This window comes from Lachnobacterium bovis DSM 14045, from assembly GCF_900107245.1.
GTDB classification, from domain to species: Bacteria; Bacillota; Clostridia; order Lachnospirales; family Lachnospiraceae; genus Roseburia; species Roseburia bovis.
The window spans coordinates 33,606-49,847 of the sequence record NZ_FNPG01000010.1 but is presented as its reverse complement, the minus strand read 5'-3'; the positions used below and the strand labels follow the sequence as shown (position 1 = coordinate 49,847).

General features: G+C 29.9%; 13 protein-coding genes. All 13 read left to right on the top strand.

Going from position 1 to position 16,242, the window contains the following annotated elements:
• Positions 1–64 precede the first annotated feature (64 nt).
• Positions 65–886 carry a glycosyltransferase gene (locus tag BLV79_RS04840; protein ID WP_074716681.1) on the top strand — a complete coding sequence of 274 codons (822 nt, stop codon included), beginning with the start codon at positions 65–67 and terminating at the stop codon, positions 884–886.
• Between the two features lies 1 nt (position 887).
• Entirely contained in the window at positions 888–1,877 is a 990-nt protein-coding gene (locus BLV79_RS04835; protein WP_074716679.1) for a glycosyltransferase family 2 protein, read from the top strand.
• A 121-nt stretch (positions 1,878–1,998) separates the two neighbouring features.
• Complete coding sequence (locus BLV79_RS04830) at positions 1,999–3,063, top strand: glycosyltransferase family 2 protein (protein ID WP_074716674.1); 1,065 nt, start codon at positions 1,999–2,001, stop codon at positions 3,061–3,063.
• 12 nt (positions 3,064–3,075) lie between these two features.
• Complete coding sequence (locus BLV79_RS04825; protein WP_074716672.1) at positions 3,076–4,311, top strand: hypothetical protein; 1,236 nt, start codon at positions 3,076–3,078, stop codon at positions 4,309–4,311.
• A 27-nt stretch (positions 4,312–4,338) separates the two neighbouring features.
• A complete protein-coding gene (locus BLV79_RS04820; protein WP_074716670.1) occupies positions 4,339–5,778 on the top strand; it encodes a sugar transferase in 1,440 nt (479 codons plus the stop codon).
• A gap of 18 nt (positions 5,779–5,796) precedes the next feature.
• Complete coding sequence (locus tag BLV79_RS04815; RefSeq protein WP_074716668.1) at positions 5,797–6,588, top strand: glycosyltransferase family 2 protein; 792 nt, start codon at positions 5,797–5,799, stop codon at positions 6,586–6,588.
• A gap of 39 nt (positions 6,589–6,627) precedes the next feature.
• Positions 6,628–7,347, top strand: a complete 720-nt coding sequence (locus BLV79_RS04810; protein ID WP_200795869.1) for a glycosyltransferase family 2 protein — start codon at positions 6,628–6,630, stop codon at positions 7,345–7,347.
• 24 nt (positions 7,348–7,371) lie between these two features.
• Positions 7,372–8,271, top strand: coding sequence for a glycosyltransferase family 2 protein (locus BLV79_RS04805; RefSeq protein ID WP_083354450.1), 900 nt, complete (start codon positions 7,372–7,374; stop codon positions 8,269–8,271).
• A gap of 2 nt (positions 8,272–8,273) precedes the next feature.
• Positions 8,274–9,542, top strand: coding sequence for an O-antigen ligase family protein (locus tag BLV79_RS04800; protein ID WP_074716665.1), 1,269 nt, complete (start codon positions 8,274–8,276; stop codon positions 9,540–9,542).
• A gap of 5 nt (positions 9,543–9,547) precedes the next feature.
• Positions 9,548–10,534 (top strand): WaaS/CpsH family glycosyltransferase, encoded by a 987-nt coding sequence (locus BLV79_RS04795; RefSeq protein ID WP_074716662.1) that lies wholly within the window; start codon positions 9,548–9,550, stop codon positions 10,532–10,534.
• Positions 10,515–11,987, top strand: a complete 1,473-nt coding sequence (locus tag BLV79_RS04790; RefSeq protein WP_074716660.1) for a flippase — start codon at positions 10,515–10,517, stop codon at positions 11,985–11,987. The genes BLV79_RS04795 and BLV79_RS04790 overlap by 20 nt, the downstream gene beginning before the upstream one ends.
• Entirely contained in the window at positions 11,984–13,489 is a 1,506-nt protein-coding gene (locus tag BLV79_RS04785; protein ID WP_074716658.1) for a GumC domain-containing protein, read from the top strand. Before BLV79_RS04790 ends, BLV79_RS04785 begins: the two co-directional genes overlap by 4 nt.
• Before the next feature lie 23 nt (positions 13,490–13,512).
• Complete coding sequence (locus BLV79_RS04780; protein WP_083354449.1) at positions 13,513–16,023, top strand: glycoside hydrolase family 25 protein; 2,511 nt, start codon at positions 13,513–13,515, stop codon at positions 16,021–16,023.
• The last annotated feature ends 219 nt before the right edge of the window (positions 16,024–16,242 follow it).

Below are 16,242 nucleotides of genomic sequence, written 5' to 3'. Positions count from 1 at the left end.
ATTAAAAACACGTATTATGAAAAGCATCAACTATAGAATTACATGAAAGGAAAAATAAGGTACGATGGGAATATCAATTCTTATGTCGGTTTATGCAAAAGAAAAACCTAGTTATTTTAAAGAGGCTCTTTTGAGCGTAATAAATCAAACACTGCAACCAGATGAAATAGTGTTAATAAAAGACGGTCCATTAACTGATGAATTAGAAGATGTTATATTAGATTGCTTAGAAATATATCCTAATATCAGAACGCATCAATTCCAAGAGAACGTTCAGCTGGGACGTGCATTGCAAAAAGGCGTTGAAATGTGTTCAAATGAACTCGTAGCAAGAATGGATACTGATGACATTGCCAAAAAGAATAGATTGCAACTACAATTTGAATTTTTAAGCCAAAATAAAGACGTAGCTGTATGTGGTGGTGCGATACAAGAATTCTATGATGATGGTTCATATAAAAGTGTGAAGAAAATGCCACAAGGTTTTCAGAATGTGAGAAAATATGGCAAGTATAGAAATCCAGTTAATCATATGACAGTAATGTTTAGGAAAGAAGCAATTTTAGAAGCTGGCAATTACAGACATTATCCCAAATTAGAGGATTATGATTTATGGATAAGAACAATGGCTAAAGGATATAAATTAGACAATTTGTCAGATATTCTTGTGGAAGCAAGAACCAATGAAGATTTCTATTCTAGACGTGGCGGGGCAGGTTATGGCCGAAGGTACTTAAAGTTGCGTAAGATGGAACATACACTAAAGATAACGAATTTATTTGAATATATATTAAGTTGTGTTTTGACGATTGGGATGGTGTATTCGCCTTCAAAGATTAGAAAAGTATTTTATCGAAAAGCATTAAGAAGCAAAGGAGATAATTAAAATGGATAAGATTCTTACAATTGTTATTCCTGCATACAACGTAGAAAAATACATAGAAAAATGTTTAGATTCATTTATAGCTGAATCAGTTTTAGATGATATAGAAGTTTTGATTGTAAACGATGGATCAAAAGATTCAACAGCAGATAAAGCAAAAAAATATGAAATCAAATATCCAAATACATTTAGAGTAATTGATAAAGAAAATGGAGGACATGGTTCTACCATCAATAGAGGAATAAAAGAGGCACGAGGCAAGTATTTTAAAGTTGTTGACGGAGATGATTGGGTAAATACAGAAGAATTTCCAGATTTTATAGAAACTCTAAAGAAAGTTGATAGTGATATAGTTGCTTCAAATTATTACTGTATTGAAGATAAAACAGAAAAAATATTAGAAAAAAGATATTCAGCATTAGATACAAATCATTACGGTAGAACATGGAAATTTATAGAAGCTGTTCGAGAACCAATTATCAAGATTCATTCTCTTACAGTAAGAACATCAATTTTAAAAGAAAACAATGTAGAAGTCGATGAACATTGTTTTTATGAAGATGCAGAATATATTTTATATCCAATACCATATTGTACAAACGTTTATTATGATAATCATTTTATTTACATGTATAGACTTGGACGAAATGGTCAAAGTGTTGATATAAAATCAATGCAAAAACGACGTGGAGAGCATGAAAAAGTATTAAATTCATTATTCGCTTTTTCACAAAAAAATAGTGATATAGATGTTTACAAAAAAAGATACATCGATACAGGAATTGCATTATCTGCACAAAATCAGTTCCAAATTTATTTGAGTATGGGTAATAAAAATGGAATAAAACAGGAAATGATAGATTTTGATAAAAAAATGAAGGAAAATTATCCAGGAGTTTACAATGCTGTCACAAAAAAAAGTATTTGGGCTTTGAGAAAGTCTGATTACAAAATTTTTGGGCTCGGATCGTTAATATATAGAATATTGAAATAAACACATAGTAATAGACTGTAAATATTCAAAAAAACACAAAATAAATAGACGGTTTAATGTCGCAAATACGTTAGATTTGTGTTATATTATTATCATGTGAAAGTTGAGGTTAGAGAAAATTATGGATAAATTATTATCAATTGTTATACCAACATATAATGCAGAAAAATTTTTAGACAAGGGTCTATCAACATTTATTTTAGATGACGAAGACAAAATGAATAAGTTAGAAGTGCTTATCGTAAACGATGGCACACCTGATAACAGTGTTGCTGTTGCACAGAAATTTGTTGATAAGTATCCAGACACTTTTAAAATTATCAATAAAGAAAATGGTGGACATGGTTCTGCTATTAATGAAGGTGTTAAACACGTTACTGCAAAATTTTTTAAATGTGTTGATGCGGATGATTGGGTTATTACTAAAAATTTAGAAAAACTAATGGATGCCTTAGAAAAATCTGATGCAGATGTTGTATTATCAAGTTATGTTGATTATGATATTTCAACTAAAAAATATACAAAAAGAGATATAGTAAATCGTGACCCTAATAAGGACAGAATTTATACATTAAAAGAAATCATGGATATTTGGCCAGATATTTTTAATGGTGTTCAGTATCACGGTATCTTATACAAAACAGATTTTTATACAAGCCAGAATTATGAATTATCTGAAGGTATTTTCTATGAAGATCAAGAATATGCCACAATGCCAGCATGTATGGCAAAGACTGTACAGTTAGTTGAAGAAGAAGTATATGTTTATAGAGTAGGAGATGTAAATCAAAGTATTGCTGCGGAAAATCAGTTAAAGAGATTGCCACATTTCCATCAGGTAATAGACAGTATGCTTCGCTATGAAGAGAAGCTTGCACAGTGTCCTGATCCAGAAGGTGCTAAATTATTCTGGGCTAAGAAAACATCTATGTTTATTGGAAGTTACTATCAGGTCGCTTTAATTAAGAGTCCTGATAAGAAGAAATATAGAAGAGTTGTAGAACAGACTAATAATAAGATTCAGGCAAAGAGTCCATATATGTATGGCTGTGTAAAAAATAAATATAAAGTATTTACACTTTTTAACAAAATGCATATGAGTGATGAATTCTATAATAGCAAATTCTCTAAATTTCTATTTGATATTAAACGAATTTGGAAGTTAGATAAAAAAGTATATTATTAGAGGTAAAGATTAATGGAGACTAAAAAGAGACATGATTATTGGGAGATAGGTTTTTTACTTGTGTATGGACTTATTTTGTTACATGATTTCTTGGATACTACCATGTTTATTGATAAATGGCCACCCAAATTTGGATTAATTTTTTATGGTCTGATAGCATTGTATACGACTATGAAATTATTTTTTCAGAGAAAATATATTTCAAAGAGTGATGCAATAAAATATGGTATAATTTTTGTGATTTTTACAGCGGCCGGATTGATAAGCGGTTACTCGGTGTTGATTGAGATTGCTTTTCTAATGATAGGCGCATCTAAGAGTAATATAGACAAAATTTTAAGAGTTTATTTTTGGGTTGGAACAGCAGTGGTAGGCGCAGCATTTGTTGCAAGTATTACAGGCTTTATACCAAATCTTGTTTATGAGCTTTTAGAAAAAGGAACAAGAAGATCGTTTGGAATAATATATCCAACGGACTTTTCGGCGCATGTATTGTTCCTTGTAGTTGTGGGATGTTGTATCCAAAATAGAATTGTAACGACTATAGATATATTTTTAACGCTTATGTTTGCAAGATTTATTCTTGTCGAAAGTGTGGCATATACTAATTATGCATGCATGTTATTGTTTGCATGTATATTAATTTTTGTAAAAATATATGAATTATCAGATAAATACAAAAATATGAACGAAGGATCAATGACTTATAGAGAATTTTTTGATATAAGAAAATTTCCACTATTTAAATTAGTGGCATTGGTACCGATTGCACTTAGTGCCTTGATAATAATGATGTCGATTAAATTTAATCCAAAGATTTCAGGCTGGGCAAGCCTTGACAAAAAATTAAGTTCAAGATTAACATATTCATCACAAGGAATTAAGAAATATAAAATAAGTTTATTTGGTAAATTTATTAAAGAGTGGGGCTTTGGTAAATCAACGGTTTATCACAAAAATTATTTCTTCTTAGATGACTCATATATAAGGATATTGCTTATGTATGGCGCGATAATGTTAATTACGATTTTGGCACTATGGGTTATTATTGCTAAAAAATCATTAGAGGCTAAGAGATTAGTTCTTCTAGGAGCAATAGTGGTCGTTGCGTTGTCTTGTTTTATGGAACATCATATGTTAGAGATGGCGTATAATCCATTGTTGATATTGGTTTTTGCAGATTTTAAATGTGATACTAGGAAAGAAAGTGTTTTTCTAGTTAAAACAGATAGCGGAAACATAATATAAAAAACGGAAAGGTTTAAGGAGGAAATTATGTATCGCAAGAAAAATATGAACTGGATGAAACACTGGGATTTCGAAATCCTAGATATTATATTCATGGAAATTGCATTCTTTTTATCATATTCTATTAGACATAAAGAGAGTTTATTGCAGGGCGAACATATGTATACAAGACTTGCTATAATTCTTGTGGCATTAGATATTGTTGTAGTCTTTTTCTCACAGAATTATAAGCATATTATTCAAAGAGATGCCTTTACAGAGATTTTGTATACTATAGAACATGTTACTATTATTCAGTTGCTTCTTTTGTTGTATGAATATGTTTTAAAAGAATCATACCTTTTATCAAGAACAGTATTCTTGTTAAGCTGGGGTGTTTCGATCGTTGCATGTAGTTTTGGAAGAATTATTTGGAAACAAATAGTTAGAAAGATTCTTACTAAAGAAAAAAATCAGTCAAATATGCTCATTATTTCAACACCAGAGCATGTGGATAGTTGTTTAAAAGGTGTTTTAAATAAAAAATTTAGACAATTTAAGATATCAAGTATTTCATTTTTAGAAGATGATAATAATGCTCCAAACGAAGTTATGGGCATTAAAACACTTAAAGGTAAAGAAAAATTAGTAGAATACATTAAGAAAGATGTCGTAGATGAGGTTTATATCGATACAAGCGGAGAAAATTATGCTATCGACGATTTAATTACTACATTCCTCAGTATGGGTGTTACTGTGCACGTTGGAATGGGATTTTTACCAGATGATCTTCCAAATGAATTCGTAGAAAACATAGGTGATCAGCATGTGATTACAACTGCTGTTAATGCAGCAACAGGCTGGCAGATTGCACTAAAAAGATTAATCGATATTACTGGAGCGTTAGTTGGCTTACTTATTACAGGAATTGCACTTATTTTTGTTGGACCAGCTATCAAAATTGCATCTCCAGGTCCTATTTTCTTTAAACAAAAGAGGGTAGGAAAAAACGGTCGTATTTTTTATATGTATAAATTCAGATCAATGTATTTAGACGCTGAAGAAAGAAAAAAAGAATTAATGGCTCAAAACGAAATGAGTGGATTAATGTTTAAAATGGAAAATGACCCAAGAATTATAGGTTCAGAAAAAGGACCAGGAAAAGGAATCGGTAACTTTATTCGTAAAACAAGTATCGATGAATTACCACAGTTTTGGAATATTTTATTAGGTGATATGAGTTTAGTAGGCACTAGACCACCAACAGCTAATGAGTACGAAGAATATGATTTACATCATAAAATCAGACTTAGTATGAAACCTGGACTTACTGGAATGTGGCAGGTAAGTGGTAGAAGTGATATTACCGACTTCGATGAAGTAGTTCGATTAGATACTAAATATATTGAAAACTGGTCACTTTTATTAGATATAAAGATTCTGTTCAAGACATTCAAAGTTGTTTTTGAAAAAGAAGGATCAAAATAAATAAATCAGAGGAAAAAAATGAAAACATTAACTTTATCAATTGTAGTATACAAAAATTATGGTGAGGTTGTTGAAGCAATAGAATCGCTAGAAAAATACACTAGCGGTTCTATTGATAAGACGGTATACATCATAGATAATACAGATTGTTCGACAGACGAAGAATTTGCAAAAAGAGAAGAATTTAAGAAACAGCTTAAGAGATTTGAAGACGTTCAATTTAGAACAAACAACACAAATCAAGGCTTTGGTAAAGGACATAATATGATACTCGATGAAATAGATTCTAAGTATCATGCTATCGTTAATCCAGATATTTTATTCAAAGAAGATGCTTTTAAAGAGATTATTACTTTTATGGATGAAAATCAGAAAGTAGGAATGGTTATACCAAGACTTGAAGATGAAAAAGGTAATCTTCAGGCAGTTTATAGAACAGAGCTTACAATTTTTGATATGTTTATCAGAATGTTTATGAAAAACAAATTCAAAAAGAGACAGGCAAAACATACTATGCAAGATATGGATTACACAAAAGTTTTTGATGTTCCGTTTGGTCAGGGAAGTTTTTTGGTTATAAGAACAGATTTGTATAGAGAACTTGAAGGCTTTGATGATAGATTCTTTATGTATTTAGAAGATGCAGATTTATGTAAGAGAGTGAATAAAGTATCTAAACTTGTGTATTATCCAGGAGCTACAGTAATCCATAAATGGGAAAAAGGTTCACATAAGAATAAAAAATTATTCAAAATCCATGTGCAATCAATGTTTAAATACTTTTTTAAGTGGGGTTTTAAATTATTCTAGTTAAAAAGATACAGTATGAGTTAGATTAGCGAGGTTATTATGGTATCAGTATGTATGGCCGCTTATAATGGCGAAAGATATATAAAAAAACAAATAGAATCAATTATGGACAATTTAACACAAGAAGACGAATTGATAATATCGGATGATTTTTCAACAGATAACACAAGAAAAATAATCGACGACTTATCAAAAGAGTATTCTAATATCAGATTGATAGATGGTCCTAAGGCAGGCGTAAAGAAGAATTTTGAAAATGCACTATCAAATGCTAAAGGTGACTATCTTTTTTTGTGTGATCAGGATGATATTTGGGAGCCAACAAAAGTAAAAGATGTTTTAGAAGTGTTTAATAAAACTAATGCATCAGTAGTAGTTCATGATGCTGAAGTTTTCAATGAAAAAAACGAAGTTACAATACCTTCTTTTATTGAATATAGAGGCTCAAAGAATGGTGCTTTAAAGAATATTGTAAAAAATTCATATATCGGTTGCTGTATGGCGTTCAAAAAAGAGCTTTTAGAGTATGCACTTCCTATTCCAAATTACATTGAAATGCATGATCAGTGGATTGGAGTACTAGGAGATATGCATGGTGGTTCGTATTTTTATAAAAAAGTATTATTCCATTACAGAAGACATGGTGATAACGTATCATCAATGAGCCATTATGGAGTAGGCAAAATGATAAAAAATCGAGTATTTTTCATTTGGGCTATCTTAGGAAGAAGTATTAGAGGAAAAAGAAAGAATAAATAGCTTATCAGAAAAGATAAAAATAATATGTTACTAAAAAATGATTTCATAGGAAACAGAGGTGAAAGAATGACAGTTGCTGGTATTACTTTATTTAATCCGGAAAAAGGTAGATTAAAAGAAAATATAGAAGCTGTAATTAACCAAGTTGATGCAGTTGTATGTATTGATAATGGATCAAATAATATAGATGAAATAGAAAATGATCTTTTAAAAAAATATAATAAATTGTCATTAGTAAAAAACAATAAAAACGTTGGTATAGCTAGAGCTCTTAACCAGATGTTTGAATTTGCAAAAGACAATAATTATGAATATGTTTTAACCTTAGATCAAGATTCAGTCGTACCGGAAAATCTAATGTCAGAATATCTAAAATATATGACATCTTTAGATAAAGTTGGTTCACTTAGTCCACTTATTTTGGACAGAAATTATGCAGAAGTTGATGGATATAAAGGTGATATTGATGTATTAGATAAATGTATAACATCGGCTTCTTTAACATCAGTTAAAACATGGGAAGAAGTTGGTGGTTTTTATGAGCCACTGTTTATTGATTTAGTAGACCATGATTTTTGTGCAAAATTAGTAGAACACGGTTATAAGATTTATAGAATTAATACAGTACATTTGATGCATGAGATTGGCCATGGCAAAACAAAAAATGTCTTTGGTAAGAAATTTACTGTATTAAATCATTCAGCTTTTAGAAAATACTATATCGTTAGAAACAGAATAATTTATATGTATATGCATAGAAATTCCATTGATTTAAAAGAAGAAAAAGGTAAATACTATAAGTTTTTCATAAAAACAATTGTATGTGAAGATAAAAAAATTAAAAAATTATCGGCTATGATCAGGGGAGTTAAAGACGGTAAAGCTTTTGTGAAAAGTCTTAGACAGCAAGAGAAAGGAGAATAATATTGGGGAAAATAATTGAATGGTTATTCTATGTATTACTGTTTTCCTTTGTGCTACCATCGGGATCAATTATAGGAATTCCTGTGAAAATTTTATTAGTATTGGCAATTTTCGGATGTATATTTGTTGAAATGCTAAGACAAAATAAAATCGTAGTGGATCGGTATACAATAAGATTAATCGAAATAGTAGTAATTATGATTTTGTGGGGAATATTAAGTGTTGCTGGAGGATTTACACCAGGTTTAAAGACATTCCTTAAATCATTCTTTTCATTAATAAGTGTAATTATAATTACATTAATATGCATTCAAAATAAATGGGTTGATATAGACAAAGCAATTAAAGTTTTGTGGATGGCAGTTATTTTTTATGTAGGACTAAAAATACTTATTGAGATGGCTCTTATAGTTCATGTTATTTCATATGATGCAGTAGGAGTAATTTTTGAAAAATTATTAAATGCAGAGTGGATGAGTCTTGAATTTAGAATGGGACCAATAACATGCTATAGAATTACAACTTCAAACGATACAATACCGTTGATTTTGATGAGTATTGAGTTGGCATGTGGAAAGAAAACAATAATCAGAAAATTCTCGTTAATCGGCGTGATGGCTGTTTACTCCATGATTGTATATTCAAGAGTTGTTATTGTTCAGTTCCTTGCAATGGCATTAATAGGAATTTTCTATTATTTCAAAAAAGAAGGATTAACATATAAAAATATGTTGATTATTCTATCAGGAATTGTATGTCTGCTTTTGGCGGTAGCATTTTTATTCCTTTACAAAGATGGAAAGATAATAGATAACGTATCAGGTGCATTAGAATATAGATTCTCAGGAACACAAGTTGAGGCATCTGATGGTGTTAGAAATGATCAGTTTGAGCACTTATATGAAGGATTCTTAGAATCTCCATTTGTAGGACATGGATTAGGGTCTTATGTTAAAGATTTTATTCGTTCAGAATCAAATCCTCATAGTTATGAGCTAGAATATCTGTCATACATGTATCAATTTGGTGTAATCGGATTTTTCTTGATAATATGTGGAATGATATATACATTCTATGAGATAAGTGTTAAATGGTGTAAAGACAGAATAGCACAAATTATATTACTATTGAATTTTGTGATTTGGCTAATTAAACCATTTTTCAATCCTGGATTTATGTCAAGTAGTTCAGGAATGACAATAGTATCATTTGCGCTTTTGGCACTATATTATACCAAGTTGAAAGAAAATAGCATGTTGAAGGAGATTTAATCTAAATGAAATATTACGTAATTAGCATATGTAATTATGGAATAATCAGTAATTACATGCTAGATGACCTAAAAAAATTAGATAATGTTGAATTTTTATATGAAACTAATCTTAGTGCAACAAAAAGTAATAGATATGTCAGAAAGATTGATTCAATCATAAAAAACTTATATTACAAAGTTATCTATAAAAAGAAAATGATAAATGCAATCATTAAAGATAATACGTGTAGTAACGATGAAAAGACAGTATTGTTTACGAATGAGGCTTTGCAAAAGATAAGTGTAACTGAGTTAAATTTGTTAAAGCAAAACAATATAAAAGTTGTTATGCTATTGATTGATCCGATGTCAGCTAACTATCCAAGTGTGGCGGTTGCTAAATCCTTAATGCAACAGTTTAAATTTGACGAGATTATAACATTTGATCCCAAAGATGCTAAAGAGTATGGGTTCAGATATCAAAATACACTATATTCAACTTTTGAATTCGATTCAAAAAATGATGCGACAAATGATTTGTTTTATTTAGGATGTGTAAAAGACAGATTTGAAATGATGCTAGACTTAAAGAAGATGATTAACGATAATCATGTCAATTCAGATGTGAAATTGTTAGGATTAAGTCAGGATCAAATCAATAAGATAGGTGCTGAGTATTCTATGAATACATATTTACCATATGATGAGATGTTAAGTAGAATGCAGTCTTCTAAGTGTATTTTGGATATAACACAAAAAGGACAAAGTGGAGTAACTCTAAGATATTATGAAGCAATAGTATATAACAAAAAATTACTTACAAACAATGAGAATATCAAAGAGCTTCCGTTTTATGATGAACGTTATATGAAATTCTATTCAGATTTAAGCGATATCGATTGGAATTGGGTAAAAAATGAAGACAAGCCAAACTATAGATATAATAATGAATACAGTCCTATTCATATATTAGAAACATTGGAGGCAAATAATGAAAAAGAAATCAGTTAAAATAAATGCTTTAATGAATACGATTCTTTCGATGTCTGCATTTATTTTTCCATTGATAACATTTCCGTACATAGCGGATACACTAGGTGTAAGAATGAATGGAAAAATCAATTCAATTTCGACAATCGTTACATATTTTTCGATGTTTGCACAATTAGGTATTCCAACGTATGGCGTTAGAATTTGTGCACAAAACAGAAATAATAAAGAAGAATTGACTAGAATTACGCAGGAAATCTTATTTATTAACTTAGTAACTGCAGTTTTAGCATATGTTATACTCGCAGGAACAACAATTTTTGTGCCGGAACTTAGAAACGATAAATTGCTTATTGTAATAATGAGTTCAATAATTGTTTTAAATGCAATTGGTGTGGAATGGTTATATAAAGCATTAGAAGAATACACTTATATTACAAAGAGGTCGATATTCTTCAAATTTGTTTCAATTATTCTAATGTTCCTTTTGGTTCATACACCAAAAGATTATATGTGGTATGGTGCAATTTTAATTTTTGCATCATCTGCATCAAACATAATGAATTTCATTAATTTGAGAAAGTATGTTTACTTAAAGCCAGTTGGGAATTATAATTTTAAGAGACATTATAAACCGATTTTTATATTTTTTGCATTAACAGTAGCTACAACAATTTATACTAACCTTGATATTGTTATGCTTAGATTTATGAAAGGTGAAGATGCCGTAAGTTATTACAGTACAGCCGTTAAGATAAAAATAATTCTTGTAAGTATTGTAACATCAGTAAGTGCAGTATTATTACCTAAGGCTTCAATTTTTGTAAAAGAAAAGAAAATGAAGGAATTCTATGAAATAATTGAAAAAGTACTTAATTTTTCTTTTTTAATAGCATTACCAGTAGTTATTTTCTTCTCATATTTTTCAAGAGAAGGTATATACTTCATTGCAAATTACAAATTCGCTGATGCGGTAATGCCAATGGTTACGATTATGCCAAGTATAGTATTTATTGCTTTTACAGCGGTTATTGGTTATCAGTTGCTTGTTCCATTGGGCAAAGAAAAAAATGTATTGTATTCATCAATCGCGGGAGCTTTGGTAGATTTGATTTTGAATATGATTTTCATTCCAAAGTTAGGACCAACAGGTGCTTCAATAGGTACATTAGCAGCAGAAATTGCAGTATTTATAGTACAGTTTGGAGCTATGACAGAAGTAAATATTATGCTTTTCAAAAAAATAAGTTATGGTAAGATAATACTTGCAAATGTATTGGCGTTTGTAGCAGTATTTTCAGTAAAAAATATACCATTAGATATAAAAAGTAGAGTTCAGGATTTTATATTAATGGCAATTGCTGCAGCAATATTTTTTGGGGTATATGGTATTGTTTTACTTGTTACAAAAGAAAAACTTACCAAAGAATTAACAACTCAATTATGGGGTATGATACGTAGGAGGAAAAGATGAAAAAAGAAGTAGTAGTAAATGTTAAAGATATGCTTATGCGAATAGCATTAAAATGGAGAACAATTATTGTTTGTGCAATAATTGGTGTGCTTTTATTAGATGGTGTAGGAATTTATAAATCATACAAAGAAGTAAAAAGTGCCAAAGAGATGCAGAAAATTGCTCAAAAAGGTGGCAAAATTTCGTATGATGATGTAACAGCAAACTTAACAGAAGCTGAAAAGAAAGATGCTGAATGCAGATTTAATGCATACAAAATGTATTTAAACAGATATAAAAGATATGTTGATTATTCTAACAAATCTATTTTAATGAATTTAGATCCCAATCAGGTATATCAGCATAAGTTTGCCTATAAAGTATCTCAGCCACTAGAAAAGGCTGATGTTGAGGCTACAATTAAAAACATTTTATCAGATAACGATATTTACGAATCATTTGTAAAAGAATATAAATACAAAGATTCAAAAGAATACATTTCAGAATTAGTAAGAGTTGGAAATCAACCTAAAAAAGTTACAAAAGGTGACAAAGTAGAAGTTAACGTTAATAATGATAATTCAAAATTAATTCAGATAACAGTAGTAGCTTCAACTGATAAGCAGGTAGAAGATTTAGCACAAATCGTAGAAGATAAGTTAAAAAACAGCTCAGAAAAAATCAAAAACCAAAACGATGGAGCAACTATAACAAAGGTAACAGATAAGTTAATTAAGACTGTAGACGATGAGATTTTAGCTCAGCAGGAAAACGTTGCAGAAAAAGTAGATAAGATTAATACATCAATTGTTAATAATTTAAATAATTTAGATGAAGCAGGAAGAGAATATTATAAAGCAATGGTAAAAAATCTTTCTTTAGACGAGAAAGATGATTTAGTTTACATTGATACAACAGATGGTACTCTTTCAGCAAACAAACAGAAAAATAAAAAAGTGGATGTAGAAATACCTTCAATTCGTTTAGTTAGCAAAAAGATGATAGTTCTTGGAGCAGCTGTTGGTATTTTCTTAAGCTTAATAGTTTTAGCTTTAAGATATTTATTGGATAAAACTCTAAAAAATGAAACAGAATTAAGAGATTCATTTGGTATTCCTGTTTTTGGAGTATTAAGTATTAATGAGAAGAAAATTGGAAAAATTGATAATAGAATTATGGAACTTTTTGGAAGAAAAATGTTACCACAACAAGAAGTTCTTAAAAATATAAATCAAAAATGTGTTGCATTAACTAAAGCAAAAGGTTTAGGTTCCATAATATTTATTAATGATAATGAAAATGTAAAAATGCAAGATATTATTTCTAAGGATTTATTTAAAGGTGCAGAAGTAAAATTCATGAATAATAATGAATTTATTGATGAAGTAGCAGCTTCAGAAGTTCCTTTAAACGTTGTAGTTACTGAAGAAGTAAATAAAACAGCATATGTTGACATTGATGAACAGATTGATTTCTTTGAACAATTAAATGTTAATGTATTAGGTAGCATAGTTCTTGAATAGTTAATGCCTCAGAGGGAGGTCGTATGACTCATAAGATTATTACTAGTTTAAAAGAGAGGAGGAAGATGCTATTATTTGGTATTGCGATAGCTATACTTGTTGTTGTAGCAGCAGGTATAGTGTTGTCCAATACTAAAAAGACACAATGTACAGCACAAGTTGATGACCCACAGTATGGTATCGAGCAGGCTAAGAACAGTCTTGCTAAAAAGCAGGCAAATTCTAACAATAAGATAGTATTTGACAGTTTTAACAACAAGAATACAGCTAACAAGCCTTGTAAAAGCTTAAAAAAAGGTGTCGATGTTTCCGTTTATCAAGGAGAAATCGATTGGAAGAAGGCTAAGGCATCAGGCGTTGAATTTGCTTTTATCAGGGTAGGTTATCGTGGAAAGACAGCACAAGGTGTTCTAGGAGAAGATAAGAATTTTAGAAAAAACATACAGGGCGCAATTGATGCACATATTCCTGTAGGTGTATATATTTTCTCACAGGCTATTACTCAACCAGAAGCTGTTGATGAAGCTGAATATGTACTAAAGAGAATAGCTAATTATAATATAACATTACCAGTTGTAATTGACTACGAATATGCAGCAAATAATACTGGTAGATTATATGAAGCTAAGTTATCTAAAGAACAAGCAACTGATGTTTGTAATGCTTTCTGTGAAAAGGTTGAGAGTTTAGGATATACTGGAATGGTTTATGCTAATTCTTCAATGCTAAAAAATCAGCTAAACGCTTCTAGCTTAGCAAAAAAGCATAGAATTTGGTTAGCAAATTACGTGAACAAAACTACATATGATGGAGAATATGATTTCTGGCAATGTAGTTCAACAGGTAATGCAAAAAGCTATGGTATGAGTTCTACGTATGTTGACTTGGATTACTGGTTTGATGACGGCTTAAAAGTAAGACGTGATTATTCATTGGTTTTCGATGCACAATATTATGCAAATAAATACGCGGACTTAAGAAATGCTTTTGGATATGATTATATAGCATTGTACAGACATTTCTTGAATAACGGAATGGCGGAAGGACGTCAGGGTAATGCAATTTTTGATCCAAAATTCTACAGAGATAAATACTATGACTTATTAGCCAATTTTGGAATAGACTATACAAAATATTATGAACACTTTATAGATTTTGGAATGAGAGAAGGACGCCAAGGCTCAGCAGAATTTAGCGTCATTTCTTATAAAAATGCAAACCTTGATTTAAGAAATGCTTTTGGTAAAGATATTGAAAAGTACTATAGACATTACCTTTCAATAGGATGTCATGAAGATTCAAGAAAGAATACCTTAGTTGGTTATGAGAATCAATTAGTGGGAGCTGTTACAACATTTAATGGTAATGATTATTCTAGAGTATATGATTTTAATTATTATAAAGAGCATAATTCTTTAATTAAATCAAAATACAGTCTAGATGATATAGGTGCTCTTGAATACTTTGTTACAACAGGTATGGCAAATGGAGACCAGGCAAAAGATAGCTTTGATCCAGTGTCATATAAGAATAGATGGCGTGATTTAAGAGTGGCTTATAAAAACGATTATAAGCAATACTATACACATTATATTTATTGTGGATTTGATGAAAAGAGAGAAGCGGTTGGATATAGGGACAAAGTAGTAGATGCGACAACAGTGTATAAAGGAGTAGATTACTCTAAAGTATATGATTTCAATTACTATATTACAAAATATCCAGATATAAAAGCTGCATTTAACTTAGACGAGGATAAAACAATTGAACACTTTGTTAATAACGGAATGTCAGAAGGACGTCAGGCTATTGAATCGTTTAATGTTAAGTCATATAGAAACAGATATGCAGATTTAAGAAATGCATTTGGTGATAAATTAAAAGAATACTATATGCATTATATAAATTCTGGTGCTAAAGAACAGCGCGTAGGAATTGGCTTTGAAAATGAAGTAGTTGATTATGCAACTGTTTTAGATGGCGTAGACTATAGTTCGGTATATGATTACAATTACTATGTTGCAAACAACCCTGATATTGCGAAAGCTTATGAAAATAAGAGTGATAAAGAAGTACTTAGTCATTTCGTAAATTGTGGAATGAAAGAATGCAGACAAGCAAAGAAAGATTTTAATGTTATCTCTTATAAGAACAGATATGCAGATTTAAGAATAGCATTTCATAATGATTATGTTAAATACTTCAAACATTATATGGAATCAGGAAAGAAAGAAAACCGTTTGACAACAGGTTTTGAAAAACAAGTAATTGAACCTGTCACAGTATTAAATGGAGTAGATTATTCAAAAGTATATAATTATGATTATTATATGCAGAATAATCCTGATGTAAAAGCTGCATTTGGATTTGATGATATTGGAGCTTTAGAGCATTTTGTTAATAATGGTATGAATGAAGGCAGACGAGCATGTGAAAACTTTGATGTTAACGCTTACAAAGCTGCTCATCCAGAATTATATGTAAAATGTGGAGATGTTTTAAAGAATTATTTCATGGAATACATGAATAGCTAAAAAGCATAGTAAAAATAATAAATTAATAAACAAAAAAACAATTAAGAAAAGATGACTCTTCAGTGTGGAGAGCCATCTTTTTGTCGATATAAGGATAGTATAAAATGTGTTTTTTTTGTGAATATTAACCAATCGTAATGACAAAAAAATACATAAATGTTATTATATAAAGTGAGATAGAGTCCTATTTACTAGGATTCTTGACAAAAACTTAATACT

What these genes read in the sequence shown, in the direction of transcription:
- BLV79_RS04840 (WP_074716681.1), top strand. Translation starts at nt 65, where the DNA reads ATGGGAATATCAATTCTTATGTCGGTTTATGCAAAAGAAAAACCTAGT.
- BLV79_RS04835 (WP_074716679.1), top strand. Translation starts at nt 888, where the DNA reads ATGGATAAGATTCTTACAATTGTTATTCCTGCATACAACGTAGAAAAA.
- BLV79_RS04830 (WP_074716674.1), top strand. Translation starts at nt 1,999, where the DNA reads ATGGATAAATTATTATCAATTGTTATACCAACATATAATGCAGAAAAA.
- BLV79_RS04825 (WP_074716672.1), top strand. Translation starts at nt 3,076, where the DNA reads ATGGAGACTAAAAAGAGACATGATTATTGGGAGATAGGTTTTTTACTT.
- BLV79_RS04820 (WP_074716670.1), top strand. Translation starts at nt 4,339, where the DNA reads ATGTATCGCAAGAAAAATATGAACTGGATGAAACACTGGGATTTCGAA.
- BLV79_RS04815 (WP_074716668.1), top strand. Translation starts at nt 5,797, where the DNA reads ATGAAAACATTAACTTTATCAATTGTAGTATACAAAAATTATGGTGAG.
- BLV79_RS04810 (WP_200795869.1), top strand. Translation starts at nt 6,628, where the DNA reads ATGGTATCAGTATGTATGGCCGCTTATAATGGCGAAAGATATATAAAA.
- BLV79_RS04805 (WP_083354450.1), top strand. Translation starts at nt 7,372, where the DNA reads ATGTTACTAAAAAATGATTTCATAGGAAACAGAGGTGAAAGAATGACA.
- BLV79_RS04795 (WP_074716662.1), top strand. Translation starts at nt 9,548, where the DNA reads ATGAAATATTACGTAATTAGCATATGTAATTATGGAATAATCAGTAAT.
- BLV79_RS04790 (WP_074716660.1), top strand. Translation starts at nt 10,515, where the DNA reads ATGAAAAAGAAATCAGTTAAAATAAATGCTTTAATGAATACGATTCTT.
- BLV79_RS04785 (WP_074716658.1), top strand. Translation starts at nt 11,984, where the DNA reads ATGAAAAAAGAAGTAGTAGTAAATGTTAAAGATATGCTTATGCGAATA.
- BLV79_RS04780 (WP_083354449.1), top strand. Translation starts at nt 13,513, where the DNA reads ATGACTCATAAGATTATTACTAGTTTAAAAGAGAGGAGGAAGATGCTA.